Source organism: Cupriavidus campinensis (genome assembly GCF_905397395.1).
GTDB classification, from domain to species: Bacteria; Pseudomonadota; Gammaproteobacteria; order Burkholderiales; family Burkholderiaceae; genus Cupriavidus; species Cupriavidus campinensis.
This window is the reverse complement of record NZ_CAJPVH010000008.1, coordinates 37,096-50,618: the sequence shown is the minus strand read 5'-3', so window position 1 is coordinate 50,618 and position 13,523 is coordinate 37,096. Positions and strand designations below refer to the sequence as shown.

20 protein-coding genes are annotated in these 13,523 nt (G+C 57.9%); 6 read left to right on the top strand and 14 right to left on the bottom strand.

Going from position 1 to position 13,523, the window contains the following annotated elements; all coding sequences use genetic code 11:
• From KHO18_RS07380 to KHO18_RS07335, 10 genes are all read right to left on the bottom strand, one after another.
• On the bottom strand, nucleotides 1–603 hold the full coding sequence (locus KHO18_RS07380) for a hypothetical protein (RefSeq protein WP_211942954.1): 603 nt from the start codon (nucleotides 601–603) through the stop codon (nucleotides 1–3).
• 101 nt (nucleotides 604–704) lie between these two features.
• The gene (locus KHO18_RS07375; RefSeq protein WP_144200197.1) at nucleotides 705–1,277 is read right to left on the bottom strand and encodes a hypothetical protein; all 573 of its coding nucleotides are present in this window, start codon (nucleotides 1,275–1,277) and stop codon (nucleotides 705–707) included.
• A gap of 41 nt (nucleotides 1,278–1,318) precedes the next feature.
• On the bottom strand, nucleotides 1,319–2,083 hold the full coding sequence (locus tag KHO18_RS07370) for a nucleotide-binding protein (protein ID WP_144200199.1): 765 nt from the start codon (nucleotides 2,081–2,083) through the stop codon (nucleotides 1,319–1,321).
• Between the two features lie 402 nt (nucleotides 2,084–2,485).
• On the bottom strand, nucleotides 2,486–2,989 hold the full coding sequence (locus tag KHO18_RS07365) for a hypothetical protein (RefSeq protein WP_144200211.1): 504 nt from the start codon (nucleotides 2,987–2,989) through the stop codon (nucleotides 2,486–2,488).
• 41 nt (nucleotides 2,990–3,030) lie between these two features.
• A complete protein-coding gene (locus KHO18_RS07360) occupies nucleotides 3,031–3,486 on the bottom strand; it encodes a hypothetical protein (protein WP_144200213.1) in 456 nt (151 codons plus the stop codon).
• 84 nt (nucleotides 3,487–3,570) lie between these two features.
• Nucleotides 3,571–3,765: a hypothetical protein gene (locus KHO18_RS07355; protein ID WP_144200215.1), complete on the bottom strand. Its 195-nt coding sequence runs from the start codon at nucleotides 3,763–3,765 to the stop codon at nucleotides 3,571–3,573.
• Nucleotides 3,766–3,982: 217 nt separating this feature from the next.
• Nucleotides 3,983–4,243 carry a hypothetical protein gene (locus KHO18_RS07350; protein WP_144200217.1) on the bottom strand — a complete coding sequence of 87 codons (261 nt, stop codon included), beginning with the start codon at nucleotides 4,241–4,243 and terminating at the stop codon, nucleotides 3,983–3,985.
• Nucleotides 4,244–4,292: 49 nt separating this feature from the next.
• Entirely contained in the window at nucleotides 4,293–4,460 is a 168-nt protein-coding gene (locus KHO18_RS07345; protein ID WP_186296919.1) for a hypothetical protein, read from the bottom strand.
• Nucleotides 4,461–4,479: 19 nt separating this feature from the next.
• Nucleotides 4,480–4,668, bottom strand: a complete 189-nt coding sequence (locus tag KHO18_RS07340) for a hypothetical protein (RefSeq protein ID WP_144200219.1) — start codon at nucleotides 4,666–4,668, stop codon at nucleotides 4,480–4,482.
• Nucleotides 4,669–4,686: 18 nt separating this feature from the next.
• A complete protein-coding gene (locus KHO18_RS07335) occupies nucleotides 4,687–4,848 on the bottom strand; it encodes a hypothetical protein (protein ID WP_186296922.1) in 162 nt (53 codons plus the stop codon).
• A 195-nt stretch (nucleotides 4,849–5,043) separates the two neighbouring features.
• Here KHO18_RS07335 and KHO18_RS07330 point away from each other — a divergent pair, with 195 nt between their 5' ends.
• A complete protein-coding gene (locus tag KHO18_RS07330) occupies nucleotides 5,044–5,271 on the top strand; it encodes a DUF3717 domain-containing protein (protein ID WP_244844605.1) in 228 nt (75 codons plus the stop codon).
• A 168-nt stretch (nucleotides 5,272–5,439) separates the two neighbouring features.
• On the top strand, nucleotides 5,440–5,625 hold the full coding sequence (locus tag KHO18_RS07325) for a hypothetical protein (protein ID WP_144200223.1): 186 nt from the start codon (nucleotides 5,440–5,442) through the stop codon (nucleotides 5,623–5,625).
• A 661-nt stretch (nucleotides 5,626–6,286) separates the two neighbouring features.
• Here the strand turns inward: KHO18_RS07325 and KHO18_RS07320 are convergent.
• On the bottom strand, nucleotides 6,287–7,270 hold the full coding sequence (locus KHO18_RS07320; RefSeq protein ID WP_144200225.1) for a hypothetical protein: 984 nt from the start codon (nucleotides 7,268–7,270) through the stop codon (nucleotides 6,287–6,289).
• A gap of 297 nt (nucleotides 7,271–7,567) precedes the next feature.
• Here KHO18_RS07320 and KHO18_RS07315 point away from each other — a divergent pair, with 297 nt between their 5' ends.
• The 3 genes from KHO18_RS07315 to KHO18_RS07305 all read left to right on the top strand — a co-directional run bounded on the left by KHO18_RS07315 (nucleotide 7,568) and on the right by KHO18_RS07305 (nucleotide 10,297).
• Nucleotides 7,568–7,906: a plasmid mobilization protein gene (locus tag KHO18_RS07315; protein WP_144200227.1), complete on the top strand. Its 339-nt coding sequence runs from the start codon at nucleotides 7,568–7,570 to the stop codon at nucleotides 7,904–7,906.
• Complete coding sequence (traI, locus tag KHO18_RS07310; RefSeq protein ID WP_186296920.1) at nucleotides 7,903–10,065, top strand: TraI/MobA(P) family conjugative relaxase; 2,163 nt, start codon at nucleotides 7,903–7,905, stop codon at nucleotides 10,063–10,065. The genes KHO18_RS07315 and traI overlap by 4 nt, the downstream gene beginning before the upstream one ends.
• A gap of 73 nt (nucleotides 10,066–10,138) precedes the next feature.
• A complete protein-coding gene (locus KHO18_RS07305; RefSeq protein WP_186296921.1) occupies nucleotides 10,139–10,297 on the top strand; it encodes a hypothetical protein in 159 nt (52 codons plus the stop codon).
• A gap of 38 nt (nucleotides 10,298–10,335) precedes the next feature.
• Here KHO18_RS07305 and KHO18_RS07300 read toward each other — a convergent pair whose 3' ends face one another.
• Together KHO18_RS07300 and KHO18_RS07295 are read right to left on the bottom strand one after the other, a co-directional pair.
• Nucleotides 10,336–10,953 (bottom strand): ATP-dependent DNA ligase, encoded by a 618-nt coding sequence (locus KHO18_RS07300; protein WP_144200231.1) that lies wholly within the window; start codon nucleotides 10,951–10,953, stop codon nucleotides 10,336–10,338.
• Between the two features lie 49 nt (nucleotides 10,954–11,002).
• Nucleotides 11,003–11,146, bottom strand: a complete 144-nt coding sequence (locus KHO18_RS07295; protein ID WP_377732108.1) for a DUF2188 domain-containing protein — start codon at nucleotides 11,144–11,146, stop codon at nucleotides 11,003–11,005.
• Nucleotides 11,147–12,093: 947 nt separating this feature from the next.
• Between KHO18_RS07295 and KHO18_RS07290 the strand changes: the two genes are divergently transcribed.
• The gene (locus KHO18_RS07290) at nucleotides 12,094–12,912 is read left to right on the top strand and encodes a competence protein CoiA (RefSeq protein ID WP_144200233.1); all 819 of its coding nucleotides are present in this window, start codon (nucleotides 12,094–12,096) and stop codon (nucleotides 12,910–12,912) included.
• Here the strand turns inward: KHO18_RS07290 and KHO18_RS07285 are convergent.
• Nucleotides 12,909–13,418 carry an SOS response-associated peptidase gene (locus tag KHO18_RS07285; protein WP_322791029.1) on the bottom strand — a complete coding sequence of 170 codons (510 nt, stop codon included), beginning with the start codon at nucleotides 13,416–13,418 and terminating at the stop codon, nucleotides 12,909–12,911. The two genes, KHO18_RS07290 and KHO18_RS07285, sit on opposite strands and share 4 nt — an antisense overlap.
• Nucleotides 13,419–13,523: the final 105 nt, after the last annotated feature.

Below are 13,523 nucleotides of genomic sequence, written 5' to 3'. Positions count from 1 at the left end.
CTAGTCTGTGTAGAGGACGTCTTCCAAGGCTTCGAACAGTGCTGCACGCCAGTCATGCACCACAAGTTTTGCGTAGACGAAATTCCCCTCGTGATTGCCGGTCTGGTCCAGGAAATCGGTGTAGGAGAGTGCAGACTCGCGCACGACCTGCATGATCCGAGGATTCATCGCAGGTAGAAGAACTACGCGGTCGTCCAGCTCTGCACCATAGGCGGTGTCGAAGTGCACGAATTCGCGTACTTTGCCGAATGCGAGGTTCTTGACGGGGATGACTTCGGGAAATGTCTGAAGCAGACGCCCGAAAAGGTGCAGTCCGTCGGGGAGGGGGTTCATGACGAACAGTACTTTCACCTGGAAGCCATAGGCTTGAGACAGGCGCACAAAGCGTTCAAAAAACAGCATCGCTCGGTCGTTGATGCCGTCGGGCAGATTTGTGACTACGTGCCCGGATACGAGAACGCCGTCTTCATCCGACGTACATAAATAGTCGGAGAAAGCGGGCCAGCCCGTGACGTCGTGAAGATCGAATCGTTTAGTCTGGAGTAGGGCGGCAAACGCGTCCGCTACGTCCGGCGTCCGCGCGTCTCCGTCGACTACAGTCACCGACTCCCGTTCCGCGCGGAGCCAATCAACCAAGCCTTTCGCGACGACGGATTTTCCGCACCCACCTTTGTTGCCGACTACGAGCCAAACAAACCTGTCCATTATTTTTGCTTTCCTGCAGAAAGTAAAATAATGATATCACGCTGTAAAGGGGAGGGGAGGGCATGAAGAAGATGGAACAGGGCATCTTTTGCGCGTCGCTGGAGTGGCCTTGTCGACGAAGCACTTACGCCGTAGGCCGAATCCACCCCAGCAGCAAGACGGCCAAGTTCAAGCAGGACCGGCGTCATTGTTGCCTTTGTGGCAGCCTCGAACGTCTCGAAAGCCGTGTCGCGGATTGAAACAGGGCTTATGATTCCGCGATCCCCAATGTTGACTTCCGAACCTATTGCCCAGGACGCCGGGCCAGCCTGCACATAGCGGAAGACAATCGCGATCTTGGAGGCTTTGTACTCGATCCTTTCGCAAACCGCGTCCTCATAAACGCCAGCGGCGTTTGGGGCGTGGAACACCTCCGCTTCGACCTTTTCCAGAGGCACGCACCAACCGGACTGCACGTTTGGAGTGGAAGACAGAACCCGGTAGGCGCCCATCTTGCCACCGAAATAGCAGCGCTGAGGCAATGCACCGCCATAGTAGATAACCGGGTCGCCACGCTTGATTTTCCGTGCCATTGCCGTCTTCCTTTTCCAACGTCAGAAGTTCTGGGGCCCGCCTACAGGCTCAGCACGGGGCGCAGACTGTCCAAAGTCTTGTGGTTGTCCTGAAGCCAGCTCAGCAGCTCCATGTTTTCGCTGGGCGTGAGTTTGTGTGGGGATGCGGCGGCTTCCTTCAGGGGCATTGCGGCCGAAGAGAAGGGCATGATGGCCTCGTTGTCAGAGAAAAGCTTGTCAACGGTCCGCTCGTGAAGCTCGGTCATGTTGACCGTCAGACCACCGCTTTTCTCGAAGCGCTTGCGCGTCTCGCTACCATCCCAGCGGCTGAATTTGTCCTCGTCCCCGAAGAACAGGTTCTTGACCACGACCTTCCCCGCGAGGCCGGGCTCCAGGACTTGCATTGCCTCGTTCAGGAGGTTCACGCTGTCGGGCAACCGATTGATGACCCAGAACATGAACAGAGGGCGCTCCAGCAGACTGATGGTCTGCAGGAAGCGGCCACCCTCTTTACGCAGGTCTGCTCCGATCCCTGCAGGCAGCGAGATCACGATCGCTCTTTCGGACTGAGCCAACATGAAGTCGGTCATGTCCATCCAGCCTTCATGAATGCGAAGATTGGCTTGGACCGTGGGAATGGAGTCCGCGAACATGCGTGACACGTCCGGGTTACGCGTGTCGCCATCCACGAGCGCCACCGGCATCTGCCGTTTCAGCGCCCAGTCGAGAAACAGGCACGCGCCTGTGCTTTTGCCCACTCCGCCTTTGTCGCCGTGAAAGACGATGACAGGCTTACCAGTGAGAGCATTCTTCTTCGATTCGGCCATGATGATTCCTTGTTGGGACACTGATATGTCAGTTATAAAATAAAAATACTACTAGATGAAAGTGTACCCAAAGGGTACGTTTAGGGGAACTATTATCGCTTCTTCAAACGTAGGGCTGGATGCTGGTCAGTTACCAGCAGGAAAAGCTCCCAGGCTGCAAGAGGGATCTCGCGATGGTTGTCAGTGCCGACGGGCTTCTCCCACTTTTCCCATGTCCGTCGGGGCTGTTTAGCCGACGAAACCAAGGCGCCTGCGGCGTCGGCAGTGAGTCCAGCCGCCTCGCGAGCAGCGCGAACCTCACCAGGACTGGGTTGAGTGACGCGCTCCGTTATGACCCCGTTGAGCACCATGTTCTGCCTCATTGCTGTGATCGGTCTGCAATGGTACACGGCTCTATCGCGGTCACGACTCGGAGAAGAACTCGCGAGTTGGCGCAGTTTCCTCCGGCCGCGTCTTAGGTGGGATCATCCCAGACTCATACAGCGCAAACAGCGTTCGGAAATGGTCGAGTACCGCGCTAGCACCTACCCAGATCGTTGCTGCGACCAGGGCCCACTGGAGTGCATAAGCGTTGAGCAGCGGTGTCTCTGCCGAGATGCCGGGAAACGCGCGGTTGGCAAGGCGCGCGAACGAAATTGCAGCTGCGAGAAGTGCCCACCCAACCGCGAGGCGGCAAGGATACTCGGCACTGCTCCACTGCACCCAATGCATGAGAACACTGCCCGCGGCGACTGCGCAGACGACCACAGCCCACAGCGGGAGCACCCCCAAGGCATGGCGAGAGCCAGAGTTCCAGAGCGCTGCTGCGACGGCAATGAAAGCGCCGAGAAAGAGCAGTCCCATCGCGTCCGTGAACGGATTGATCACCGACTGATGATCGGGCACTACCGTATCCTTTTCTTTCATGTTGATCGGGTGTGATGTTGTCGAAAGGTCTGAGGCACTGGCTATTCTGCGAGGAACCAGCACCAGCCGTCGAATTGGAAGAGAGACACGCTTCCATACTCGCCCGCATCAACGAGGCGGGGCTCAACAGCGCGTGCAGCCTCTTCGTCTAGGGTCAGAAAACCCTTCTGCGAGTTGTATGTAAGCAGTTCCGGATAGCGCCGAGCGATCTCCTTCATTGCATCCAGGGTGAAGCAGGGCTCGACGAACCCATTCTTCAGTTCCCCATTCCAATACGCTGCGACGGCCCATTCTGAAGTGTCATCGTCCAGCGTGACGTTGACTATTGACCACTGGGCGGTCGAAGTGTCCCCCGAGGCGTGCCGGATCGCTTCCAGCACGGCTGCTTTCGTGAAGCAATAGCCAGCGGGGGCAGTGACGTTGTGAAACCTCAGTTTGGACCAGGAAATCTTGCGAAGCCTGTGCTTTGGTGCTGCTGTACCGAACAGATGCAGCAAGCCAGCGCTGCAGATGCGCATTGGCTGCGATGAACTGCAGGACGGCCTTGGTGTTTTCCGACGGCATGTGCGCTCGTTGATAGCTTAGTTCATCCACTCTTTAGCGAGATCGCGTGCAACTTTGCGCGCATCCGCCACCGAATCTGCGCAGCCTACGTAATCGTCAGCTTCTTGGCTCAGAAACAATTCGTAGATCCCGGCTTCTTCATCCCACTTTGCCCACACTTCCCGGCCCATATCGGGGAAGGTCTGCAACAGAAAAATTTCCGCTTTGCCCACTTCTCTTCTCCACCATTAACTTGTTGTGCGTGTGCCTCTATGTTGTACCCAATGGGTACGTATGTCAATAGTGGTTTAAAGAAATGTTGCTTATCTCCACACGGGATATGAGCGTAAGTGCCAAAGTTTGGTGAGCTGCCATGCCATGGGCGGATCGGTTTTCCAACGTTGGAAGCAATCCCTGCGTGTCAGGTGCCGGCCGGAGCGCGGGTTGTGGCTAGGCGCGGTCTTCGCGTTGGGCGAATCGCAGTGCTCGGTCGAAGTCTTGAAACCGCTTGATACGAACGGGCCATTGGCTGTTCGCGTTGAATCGATACACGCCGACCCAATCGTTCGTGCTGCGCGCCAGAAACACATTCCCGAGGAGCGGCTTAAAGCTGTCGCCGAAGTTCAGGCCGACGCAGCCTGCACGCAACGCTGCTTGCTCTTGCTCGGGGGACAAAGCCCACAGGCCGTCATGCTTTACGTAAATGGTCATCTTGCATCCCCTTGCGTGTCAGGTGCCCGCCGTAGCGAGCGCGTTGTGGTTAGTCGGCGCTATTGCGCAGTGCTTCGCGGGCGGCGGCGATGGCTGCGTCGTTCTTGTTCATGAACGACACCGGCACGTAGGCAGTGCCCTTGTCCCAGCTTTGATGGAGCTTCACCAGCGTTTCCAGCGCGGCACGCAGTTGCTTGATTTGTTCGGCTTCGGTCATCTGTCATCCCCTTGCGCGTTTAGGCGGCGTGGTTGTCGCGCACGTAGATGACCTGCGAGAGATTCGACTCGCCGACATAGGCGTAGCGCTGCTTGTTGCTGTTCATGAACGACGCGCATTCCATGTGCGTGCCCTTAAATACGAATTCGCTGGCCGCAAGGATATGCAGGATGCGGACTTCCCACTGTGCCGGTGCGCTGAATGCCATTTCGTTTCCCCTTGCCAGTTACCAGTTGCCGGCCATGCCGTTGAGGCGGAACAGGTGTTTTGCTGCTGCGTCACTCCACTGCCTCGCTTCTTCTGGCTTGCCGTACTTCTTGGCGCCTGCGGCAATCCTTGCGCAGCCCAACATTTCGCGTCGGCTCGATTCCTTTTGCTTGTAGTTCATTTCGTTCCCCTTGCTTGTTGCTTGTCAAGTGCCGTTCGGCTCTGCGCGCATGATGTCGCCGTAACCCGTGCGACGCTTAAATGTACCCAACGGGTACATTTAAGTCAAGAGTATCACGCAATAAAAATCGCTTGATGAAAGTACCCAATGGGTACATAATAGACCATCGAAAGGGATCGATGAGGAGTGTTCAACGTGAAAGCGACAGTGTCGATTGTGGAAGTGGAGGCGGCGATTAATGCCTGGCGTGTGCGCAAGCCAGCGGACCATGGAGCTGGTCTGAGCATCTGCCCGGAGGTTCGCGTGCTCGCGGAACTCTATGGCGAGATGATCTTCTCTAAGCAGACTGACGTTGCGGTCTCAGCATTGACGGAGCGTCAATTGATTACCCTTCGCGTCGCTATTCAGGGGGTGGGCAAATGAACCCCGCCCTTCTTGCGATTGCGTTGCTTTGCACCCCCGTGCAGGCGACATCGGCGATGAACGCAGACGTGGCAAGCCGCTGCGCGGCGACACGTACCGAAATGCGTTCACATCAGCAACGGCCAGCACCGCTGCCACGGCAGCCGAGGAAGAACGAGAGGGCTAAGAATGGAACAGCCGGCGTTTGATCTCGCAACCCTGCGGCTGACGACCAACCAGTATCTGGAGTATCGCCGTGCTGGGTACAACCACAATGGCGCGATCCACCAGCTGGCGCTGTGGGCACGCGGTACCTTTAACCTGTCGCTGCGCGATGCGACCCAGCTGGCTCGCGATGCAGCCGAAGATGCTTGAGTGCCAGGCGGCATTGATGACCCTATCTCCGAGTGACTATCAAATGACGGATCAGCAAGAATTGGACGCTCTTATCGAAAGAGCGCGGTGCGCGGGATATGAGGTGACTGTGCGCTACGACAAGCTGGCGCTGGCTACAGAGGGGCGGACGCTTATCGAAACGGTCCGCATACGCGGCGCCGGAGTTGGTCCGAGTCCCATGCCCCCTATTTCCGCTGCTGAGAGACTCCGCGAATTAGATGCACACGGCATGCTGGCCGATCGGCTCTTTATAGGGGTCATGGGAGGAGGCGTATCGTTTGCCGATCGTGGTGGTACCAAGCATGGCGACTACGCGCGATTGGGGCTCTTGACCTTTGATCGACTCAACCTGGATGTCGAAAGTGATTGCCCGCCCTTCCTACGTGTGCGAATCGAACGCTTTGCGGCGGAGATGCGTGCTCGGGCTGGTGAGCCTGAGCAAGTCTCATCCAGTGGCCAATCCACTACGCTGGGGTATGCACTTAGCCCTGAGCAACAAGCAGAACTCCGCGACTCCGCACATGCGGATCTCGGCTCAGTTTGAACTTGAGCGAGACTCGTGAGCACGTCCCCTCCCCATGGTCGTGACAAAAAAATATGGCCCGCCGAGAGCGGGCCCTATTTTTTTCTGCAAGGCCCGTCAGAGGCGACCCGGCATCGCTACAAAGTCCTTGCTCGACTTTCCCTTGGTTGGCGCGACGATGCGCCCAACGGACCTGAGCAAATGGATTTGCTTCTTCGTCAGTGTTCCTTCGAAGGGCTTGCCGGATACGTAGAAAACGAATTCGCCACGCAGCTCCAAGTCTTCGGCCAGGTCAGTTCGGACTTCAGACGCTAAACTTGCTTCCTCAACCTGGGCAAGTGTCGGGGCACGTCGATCAACAGAGTTGGCTTCTGACGTTGGAAGTGTGAGCGTTTGCCCGCCTGCTCCCAGATCCCCCTCTTCCACACTATTTAACCGCCCTGAATCCGGCGCTTGCGGCGGATTCAGGGCGGCCGGCGAAGCCGGGCGCGCCGGAACTCGATTACCTTTATTGGGGCGATCGCGCGTTTGCAGTTGGGCATCCTGGATGTGGTGTGGCGTCGAATCGAGGGCGAAAGCATCGACCAGCCGGGGTGCCGCTCGTTCGGCGTATCGTTCCGCGATCGCTGCACCGTGCTGGACGTGTCGTTCCAACAGTTTCCGCTGAATTGCCTCCCTCGTCTCACTGACCTTTCGTGCGTGCCGTTGGGCTTCTGCGGAAAGGTCGTGCTGCGTCTTCAACTCAAAGTAGTAGCTTCGCAACGAGCTTATCGGCAGGTCCAAACCGGACGCCTGCAGGATCTCGGAGATCTTTTCGAAGCTCAAGCCCCGTTCCCGCGCTGCCATCAACGTGCTGAGCAGTTGCTTTACCGCCTGCTTCTTCAGGAACCGCTCGTCCGGTAATTCGCTGTAGATCGCCGCCAGCAAACGCTGGCGGGCAACCTCAATTTCATCCTTCTCAATCTTTTTCGGCGTCGCCATGTTTTCTCCCAGGCAATGCTCGGCATGCGCCAGCGGACTAATATAATAGCACCACACAAACATTAAAAAATTCGTGATGCTGCGTAGCACCTCCTTCGTTGCCGTGAAAGTCAGTTCCATTCGCCACCGATACGCCGTCCGTCTACACGTCAGCCGTATCAGTTTCGACCGCACCACGCTATCGGCCCTACAGCCGCTCCGGCCTTCGGCCGGAGGCTACTCGCGAGGTTCCTCGCGAGCTTCAACAAGTAACAGCAGAACTTCTTGGACAGGATAGGGAATGTACGGACGCGACAAGTCGCCTCCGTACACCGGGGAAATGCACTCGGTGGCCTTTGGCCCCCTTCGCGCATTTCCCCTTTCCGTTGAACTCAGGGCTTCGCCCCGAGACCCGTACTTCGATTAGTGAGAATTAGCATGAGCGCCAAGGCCGCCACCAAAGCAAAGAGTGCCCGCTTCGAGCTTCGGATCAGCCCCGAAGAAAAGCGGGCAATTGAAGAGAAAGCCGCAGAGCGGAAGCTGACCGTTTCCGAGTTTGTTATCAGGGCAGCGCTTGGGCGTGCCGCGCGTCAGCGTTCCGATGTGGATGCTATCTACCAACTTACGCTCTGCGTGGATCAGCTGAAGGCGATCCATCGCCAGTTGCAGGCTGGGGAAGCGGAGCCAGGCGCCCTCTCGCTGAGCACCTTGGACGGCACGATGCAGGCGGTATGCGCGGCGATTCAGCGGGTATGGACGAATGGAGCCGAGTCGTGATTGTCAAGATCGCCCCAAACCGAAGAGACGGCAAATCCTCGTTCAAGGATCTCGCAACCTACATGACGGCGGGCATCGCCCAAAGCGGCGAGCCTGCGCACAAATACAGCTGGGAGAACTTGACCCAGTACATCACCAAGGAAAGTGTTCTGAATGCGCTGGGAGAAGATGTAGAAAAAACGATTGGCGTAGAGGTCGGCAATGTCTCCTCGCTGGAGAACGCCCCCGCCGAGATGTACATGACGGCCAAGATGGCACCGCTCGTAGAGAACCCCGTCTACCACTACATCTTGTCGTGGCCAGAGCACGAGCGCCCGCGGACGGAAGATATCTTCTCCGCGGCCCGCGACACACTGAAAGCCCTTAGGATGGAGGAGCATCAGTACATCATTGCCATTCACGCCAACACCGACAATCTCCACGCGCACATCGAAGTGAATCGTGTGAACCCGCGCACGTTCAAGGCGGTGGACACGTTCCGCGACTACGTGACGCTGCACCGGGCAGCTCGCGAGGCAGAGATCAAGTATGGATGGCACCACGACAACGGCATCTTTCAAGTGGTTGAAGTAAATGGCACTAAGCACGTCATAAAAAACACAGACTTTGTTGACCCTGACCTTGTGCCGATGCGGCCAGGTGCCCAGAAGGCTGAGGTTTGGAGCGGTGAGGAGTCCTTGGAGACCTGGTGCAAGCGCGAGCCGGCTACAGAACTGAAGCAGCTGTTGAAGGATGGAAAGGCAAAATCGTGGCAGGACATCCATAGGGTCTTGGCACGCCACAGTTTGGAGTTACGCGATGCGGGCGGCGGCGGCATGAAGGTTGTTGACACCAGTGCCCCCACGGAAGAGAAGAAAGGCAAGTCGCTTGCAATCAGCGCTTCGGCGGCCTTCCGGTTTTTGAAGCGTGCAGATCTGGAACTGCGGCTTGGCGCCTTCGAGCCCCCCTCCCCCGAGACCCAGCAGACGGAGCCCACCCGCTCATACAAGCGAGACCCCCACAAAAGGTTGGAAGCGCGTCTAGCTCGCAAGACACTTCGGGATGCACTGCACGAGCGATTCAAGGCAGAGCAGCGGCTCGCCAAGGAAACGCAGGCGATCGCCAAGAAGGCGTTGGCGCCGTTCCAGGAGGAAGATCGAAAGCGCCATGCGGCTATCAGGCAAGCTCACGGGAATCGGCGAAAGCAGATTCGTGATGACAAGGCGCTGAGCCCAGCGCAGAAGCAGCAAGCGTACATGCTGGCCAAGCTCACCGCTGACAAAGCTCGGGCGCAGCTGATCGCTCAGATTCGTGCGGAGCGCGCCGTCCGAAGGGAGTTGCTACCGCCTGTACCAACGTGGAGGCAGTGGGTCGAGGACCAAGCAAAGCAAGGCGATGAAGCTGCCATCAGCGCCCTTCGCGGGATGATCTACCAGGAGGGCCGGAATCGGAAAAAGCAGGAGGGAGCAGCGGAAGAAAGCACCGATGAAGAGAACGCGATCGTGTCAGCGAAGCCGATCGACAGCGATCCAAATGTCCGCAATTTTCAGAACCTCATATGGAAGGTCAGCAAGAATGGACGTGTGAGCTACGAATTCGCCTCCGGGGATCCAGCGTTCCGGGACGAAGGCCAGCGCATCACGTGGGGCCGCAATTCGGTCTCCGATGATGCGATGCTTCTCTCGCTGCGCTACAGCGCTGACAAGTGGCGAGATGGTATTCGTATCAGCGGAGGCGATTTCGTGTTCAAGGAGCGCTTGGCGAGGATGGCCGTTCAAGAAGGGATTCGTATTCTGAATCCAGAGTTGAAGGAACTCGTAAAACGGATTGAGCATGAGAACGAGACGCGCGCCACATTGGGACCTGTCCGGTCGGCGACGGAAGCATTAACTGTCGCCGTGCAGATCGGCGCGGACATAGACCAGCTAGTTCGTCGTCTCGATGCAAAAGCGAGGATTCACCGTGCAGAGGTGCAGTCGGACAAGCGATACGTGGGACGTGTCGTCGCACATTCATCCGATGCCATTGCACAAGAAGTCGGGCGGCATGACTATGTCGTCCACGCACTTAAACACTTCGATCGCACGCCGACGGTGGGGGAAAATGCGACCATTGGCTATCGTGCAGGCAAGGCGGCCCTCCACACCGCTAAAGCCAAAACCACGCGGAACGGACGTTAGCCCATTCCACGCATGCTGTAGCATACAGGCCGCGCGTGATATCGATTGCGCACGAAACAAATCGAATGCGACCATGGCAACCCTCTCCGCTTTCCTGATGATGCTCGCCTCCCCCTTCCTCCGTTATGGCTGGATCGGGGTCGAGGTACTCGGCACGGTAACGCTGGTTGCTTTGGTCCTCATTGGCTTCTTTGTCTACGTGATGGTCCGATATCCAAAGCGCCGCCGCTGACTTTGCTATCGTGGTGCGGGCTTCCAACGTCAGAAGTATCACCCTCCCCTTGCAAAGCGTTGGAAACGTGATGCTGGGATGGAGCCTGGTCGCTTTACTTTGACCCAGTCGGATGACCGGATGCCGGCTTGGTATGCGGAGCCGGATCGCTTGCACACCACCCCTTCCAGTTTGAGGGCCAGGACGTGGGCGTACAGCCATTCGGCCTGATCTGCGATTGCCTGCACATACAGCAACCCGCCCGCTGCATTCTTGCGATTGGCATCCAAAATCAGTCGCTCCAGCGCGCTCTTACGCGTCTCTATTGGAACCTGCCTTACATCCCTCCCACGTTCCGCGAGCAGATCAAAGACGCAGTAGACGACCGAATCGGCCCCGTCATACCAGCCCCGGCGAAGCGCCCGAGTATGAACCCTATCGAAATCAGCGCGGCCGAACTCATCCAGGACGCAGATCTCCCCATCGAGGATGCAGTCTGAAGGGAGGCTCGCTAGCGTTGGAGTAAGTTCCGGAAACCAAGCTGTGCAATCCGCGCCATTTTTTGTGCGTAAAGCTGGGACGGGGCCAGTCGACGCGAGCGCGCGGTATCCGTCGAACTTAATCTCGGCAAGCCAGCCCAACCCCTTGGGCAAGGCTTTCCGTTCGGTGAGAAGCATCGGCCGTAGCGATTCTAGGTCGAGTGCTGCAGTGCGGGTGGCGTGGGCTTTAGCCCTTGACGTGGCGCGGGTCATGTCCAAAGGAATTGCACTCCCGAATCTGGCCGTCGCGGCCGTGAATCAGTAGTTCTACTTTGTCGGCTTTAGCGCGCTTCGTGCCTGCAGCGCCGCCTCTGCTTGGGTAGCGAACAATGGACGGGCGCCGCCACCGACCGTCTCAACTGCCCAGCCTTCGCCGGAAGAAACCCTGGATGTCTGTAGCCCATCTCCTTGTCTATGGCGCTAGTGTGGCGCTGTCCCCCGCCCTGCTCTATCAGGCGAATTCCTACAACTCCCGCCCTCCGGGTGACTTCTGACGTTGGAAGTGCCCTGCCCGGATCGGGCGAAAGCTCTTTGTTTATAAGGCGTGCGGGCAGGACCAAGTTCCTTCCGGTCATTTCTGGGGGCGGAAATGCAATGCAAATTATTTTAGGTTCTGTGCCTACGGTTTTCCGATCCCCAGAAAGTGGATGCGGTCCGATCCCCAGACGCTTGGCTCTAAGATCTTTCGCGGGGGGCGGGCAGACAGAGAAACGCGGGTGCGCGCGACAGTCGCTGCGGATTCGCTGCCTCTGGTATATTGAAGGCGCCTTAGGGTGGGAACCCTTAGGCGGCGGCCCTCCAAGCCGCACAAGGTGATGATCTCGCCTTGAGACGTCCTGCCGCTATTGGCTTTTGGACTATCTTTGCGCGAGCTGAGCCGACCTGTGAAAGTGCCACTGGCATCGACTTTCGGTGGAGGAACACGGGATCAGGTGTGGTCAGCCAGTTCTAGACACGGCCGGCTGCAACCGCCCACAGCTAGGGCGGTATAAAAATCACCCCAGGCTTAACGCCTGTGGCGCCACAGGCTTTCTGCTGAGCTAACGCGATGAAGAAAGTTACTGTGACGGTGGATGTGAAGGTGGATGTGGCAGCGTGTCTTCGGGCGCTCTGCTGGATCTGCTGGATCATCGTGACCTGACAAAGACGGGCCGGCGAAAGCCGGCCCGTTCAGTCGAGTAGCTATGGCGCGCGATCCCTACTACACCTGCCAATACTGCCAAGAAAAAACCAAACTGCCATAATCGACCCGCAAGAGGAAAACGAAGGGGTCGATTCATGCTTGTCGCATTGCGCAGCGGAGTGCGTAGCTTCGCGCATCTCTCACATAAGGGTCCAGCCTATCATTGCCCTGGCTGCGGTCAGGCGGTCACGCTCAAGAAGGGTCTGAAGAAGGCACACCACTTCGCTCACAAGCCACCTGTCACTTGCTCGTGGGCTAAGGGCGAGACGGCCGCGCACTTGGCAGCCAAGATGCTGTTTCTCAACCACTTCTTGTCGATACCTCGAAATGCCGACGTGGAATTCCCGATCGGCACCCAGCGCGCAGACGTGTACGCGGAGAGCAAGGACGGCGACAAGTACATCTTCGAGATGCAGCACCAGCCCATCACGGAGCAGGAGATTGCGAGGCGCACGGCTGAGTATCACAAACATGGCGCGGCTGTGACCTGGCTCCCCTTGATAGACTTGGCGAAGTTCGGCGACAAGAAGAAGACGGCAGACGGCTACGTCATCGAGCGCTACAGCCCTAAGCCCTTCGAAAAGTGGCTGCAGGGATATCACTGGAAGAAGGACATGTGGTACGTCGATACAGGCACGGGCAGTCTATGGCACGGCGTCATGGACGAGGTCATGCTATCTCGCGACTCTGCGGAGTGGTACGAGCCAGGCGGATATATGCAATCGGTGAGCGGCTACTCGTATCCCTCCAAGCGGTGGCGCAAGCTCACGCTGACCGGCCCCTACACGCTTTCCCAAGTGAGGATTGCTCGGACTCTACGGAAGGCCACCTCAAACAAGGCGCACACATATCCAGGTGGCTATCGCATCGTCATAGTACGGCCGGACGTTCATGTGCCGCCGCCCAAGCCTTAGTTGTGGGGATGCTCGAACTGGGACGCAGCGATTCGAGGCGCCCGAGGAGCTGCCGCCGCCGTCATTTGCTCAGCGGGAAAAAGCCTGAGAAAGCTGCGGGCCTCCTCAGGCTTCCGGCAATTCAGCCAAGCATCCCATTCACCGGGCGCTACGATCACTACCGAACGCTTTTCGTCGCCCGGTTTGTGCATACGATTCATGAGGGCGTGCCTGTCTGAGTTGACGGTCAACAGCGTGAACGAGAGCGAGCCGTCTTGCCAAGTGCGCCACAAACCGGCGATTCCGAATGCGGGCGCCGTGGAAAGCCAGATCCGATAGTTCACGGCCTTCGGTCCGGCCTCGTAGTTGGGCTCATATATTGCGGTCGCCGGCACTAAACAAAGCTGTGAGGCCTTCCATGCCCCGGAGAAGCTACGCTTCTCGCCCACTGTCTCTGAACGTGCGTTGGAGGTGTCGTACTTGCGCACACCAGGCGGGAACTTCAGTTCGATGGAAACCTCAGCCACCCTGACATCGATTCAATACTGAGCGATGTCAATGACTGCATTGGCGCCGCCATCGTCGCTGCGATCGCAGCAGGTGCGCTGACCGGGGGCGCTGGAGCTGGCGCC

Excerpts from the sequence above, each read along its gene's own strand:
- KHO18_RS07335 (WP_186296922.1), bottom strand. The coding sequence starts at position 4,848 with ATGAACTACAAGCAAAAGGAATCGAGCCGACGCGAAATGTTGGGCTGC.
- KHO18_RS07365 (WP_144200211.1), bottom strand. The coding sequence starts at position 2,989 with ATGAAAGAAAAGGATACGGTAGTGCCCGATCATCAGTCGGTGATCAAT.
- KHO18_RS07340 (WP_144200219.1), bottom strand. The coding sequence starts at position 4,668 with ATGGCATTCAGCGCACCGGCACAGTGGGAAGTCCGCATCCTGCATATC.
- KHO18_RS07375 (WP_144200197.1), bottom strand. The coding sequence starts at position 1,277 with ATGGCACGGAAAATCAAGCGTGGCGACCCGGTTATCTACTATGGCGGT.
- KHO18_RS07370 (WP_144200199.1), bottom strand. The coding sequence starts at position 2,083 with ATGGCCGAATCGAAGAAGAATGCTCTCACTGGTAAGCCTGTCATCGTC.
- KHO18_RS07305 (WP_186296921.1), top strand. The coding sequence starts at position 10,139 with ATGGCAACCCTCTCCGCTTTCCTGATGATGCTCGCCTCCCCCTTCCTC.
- KHO18_RS07325 (WP_144200223.1), top strand. The coding sequence starts at position 5,440 with ATGGAACAGCCGGCGTTTGATCTCGCAACCCTGCGGCTGACGACCAAC.
- KHO18_RS07315 (WP_144200227.1), top strand. The coding sequence starts at position 7,568 with ATGAGCGCCAAGGCCGCCACCAAAGCAAAGAGTGCCCGCTTCGAGCTT.
- KHO18_RS07350 (WP_144200217.1), bottom strand. The coding sequence starts at position 4,243 with ATGACCATTTACGTAAAGCATGACGGCCTGTGGGCTTTGTCCCCCGAG.
- KHO18_RS07290 (WP_144200233.1), top strand. The coding sequence starts at position 12,094 with ATGCTTGTCGCATTGCGCAGCGGAGTGCGTAGCTTCGCGCATCTCTCA.
- KHO18_RS07320 (WP_144200225.1), bottom strand. The coding sequence starts at position 7,270 with ATGGAACTGACTTTCACGGCAACGAAGGAGGTGCTACGCAGCATCACG.
- KHO18_RS07345 (WP_186296919.1), bottom strand. The coding sequence starts at position 4,460 with ATGACCGAAGCCGAACAAATCAAGCAACTGCGTGCCGCGCTGGAAACG.
- KHO18_RS07300 (WP_144200231.1), bottom strand. The coding sequence starts at position 10,953 with ATGCTTCTCACCGAACGGAAAGCCTTGCCCAAGGGGTTGGGCTGGCTT.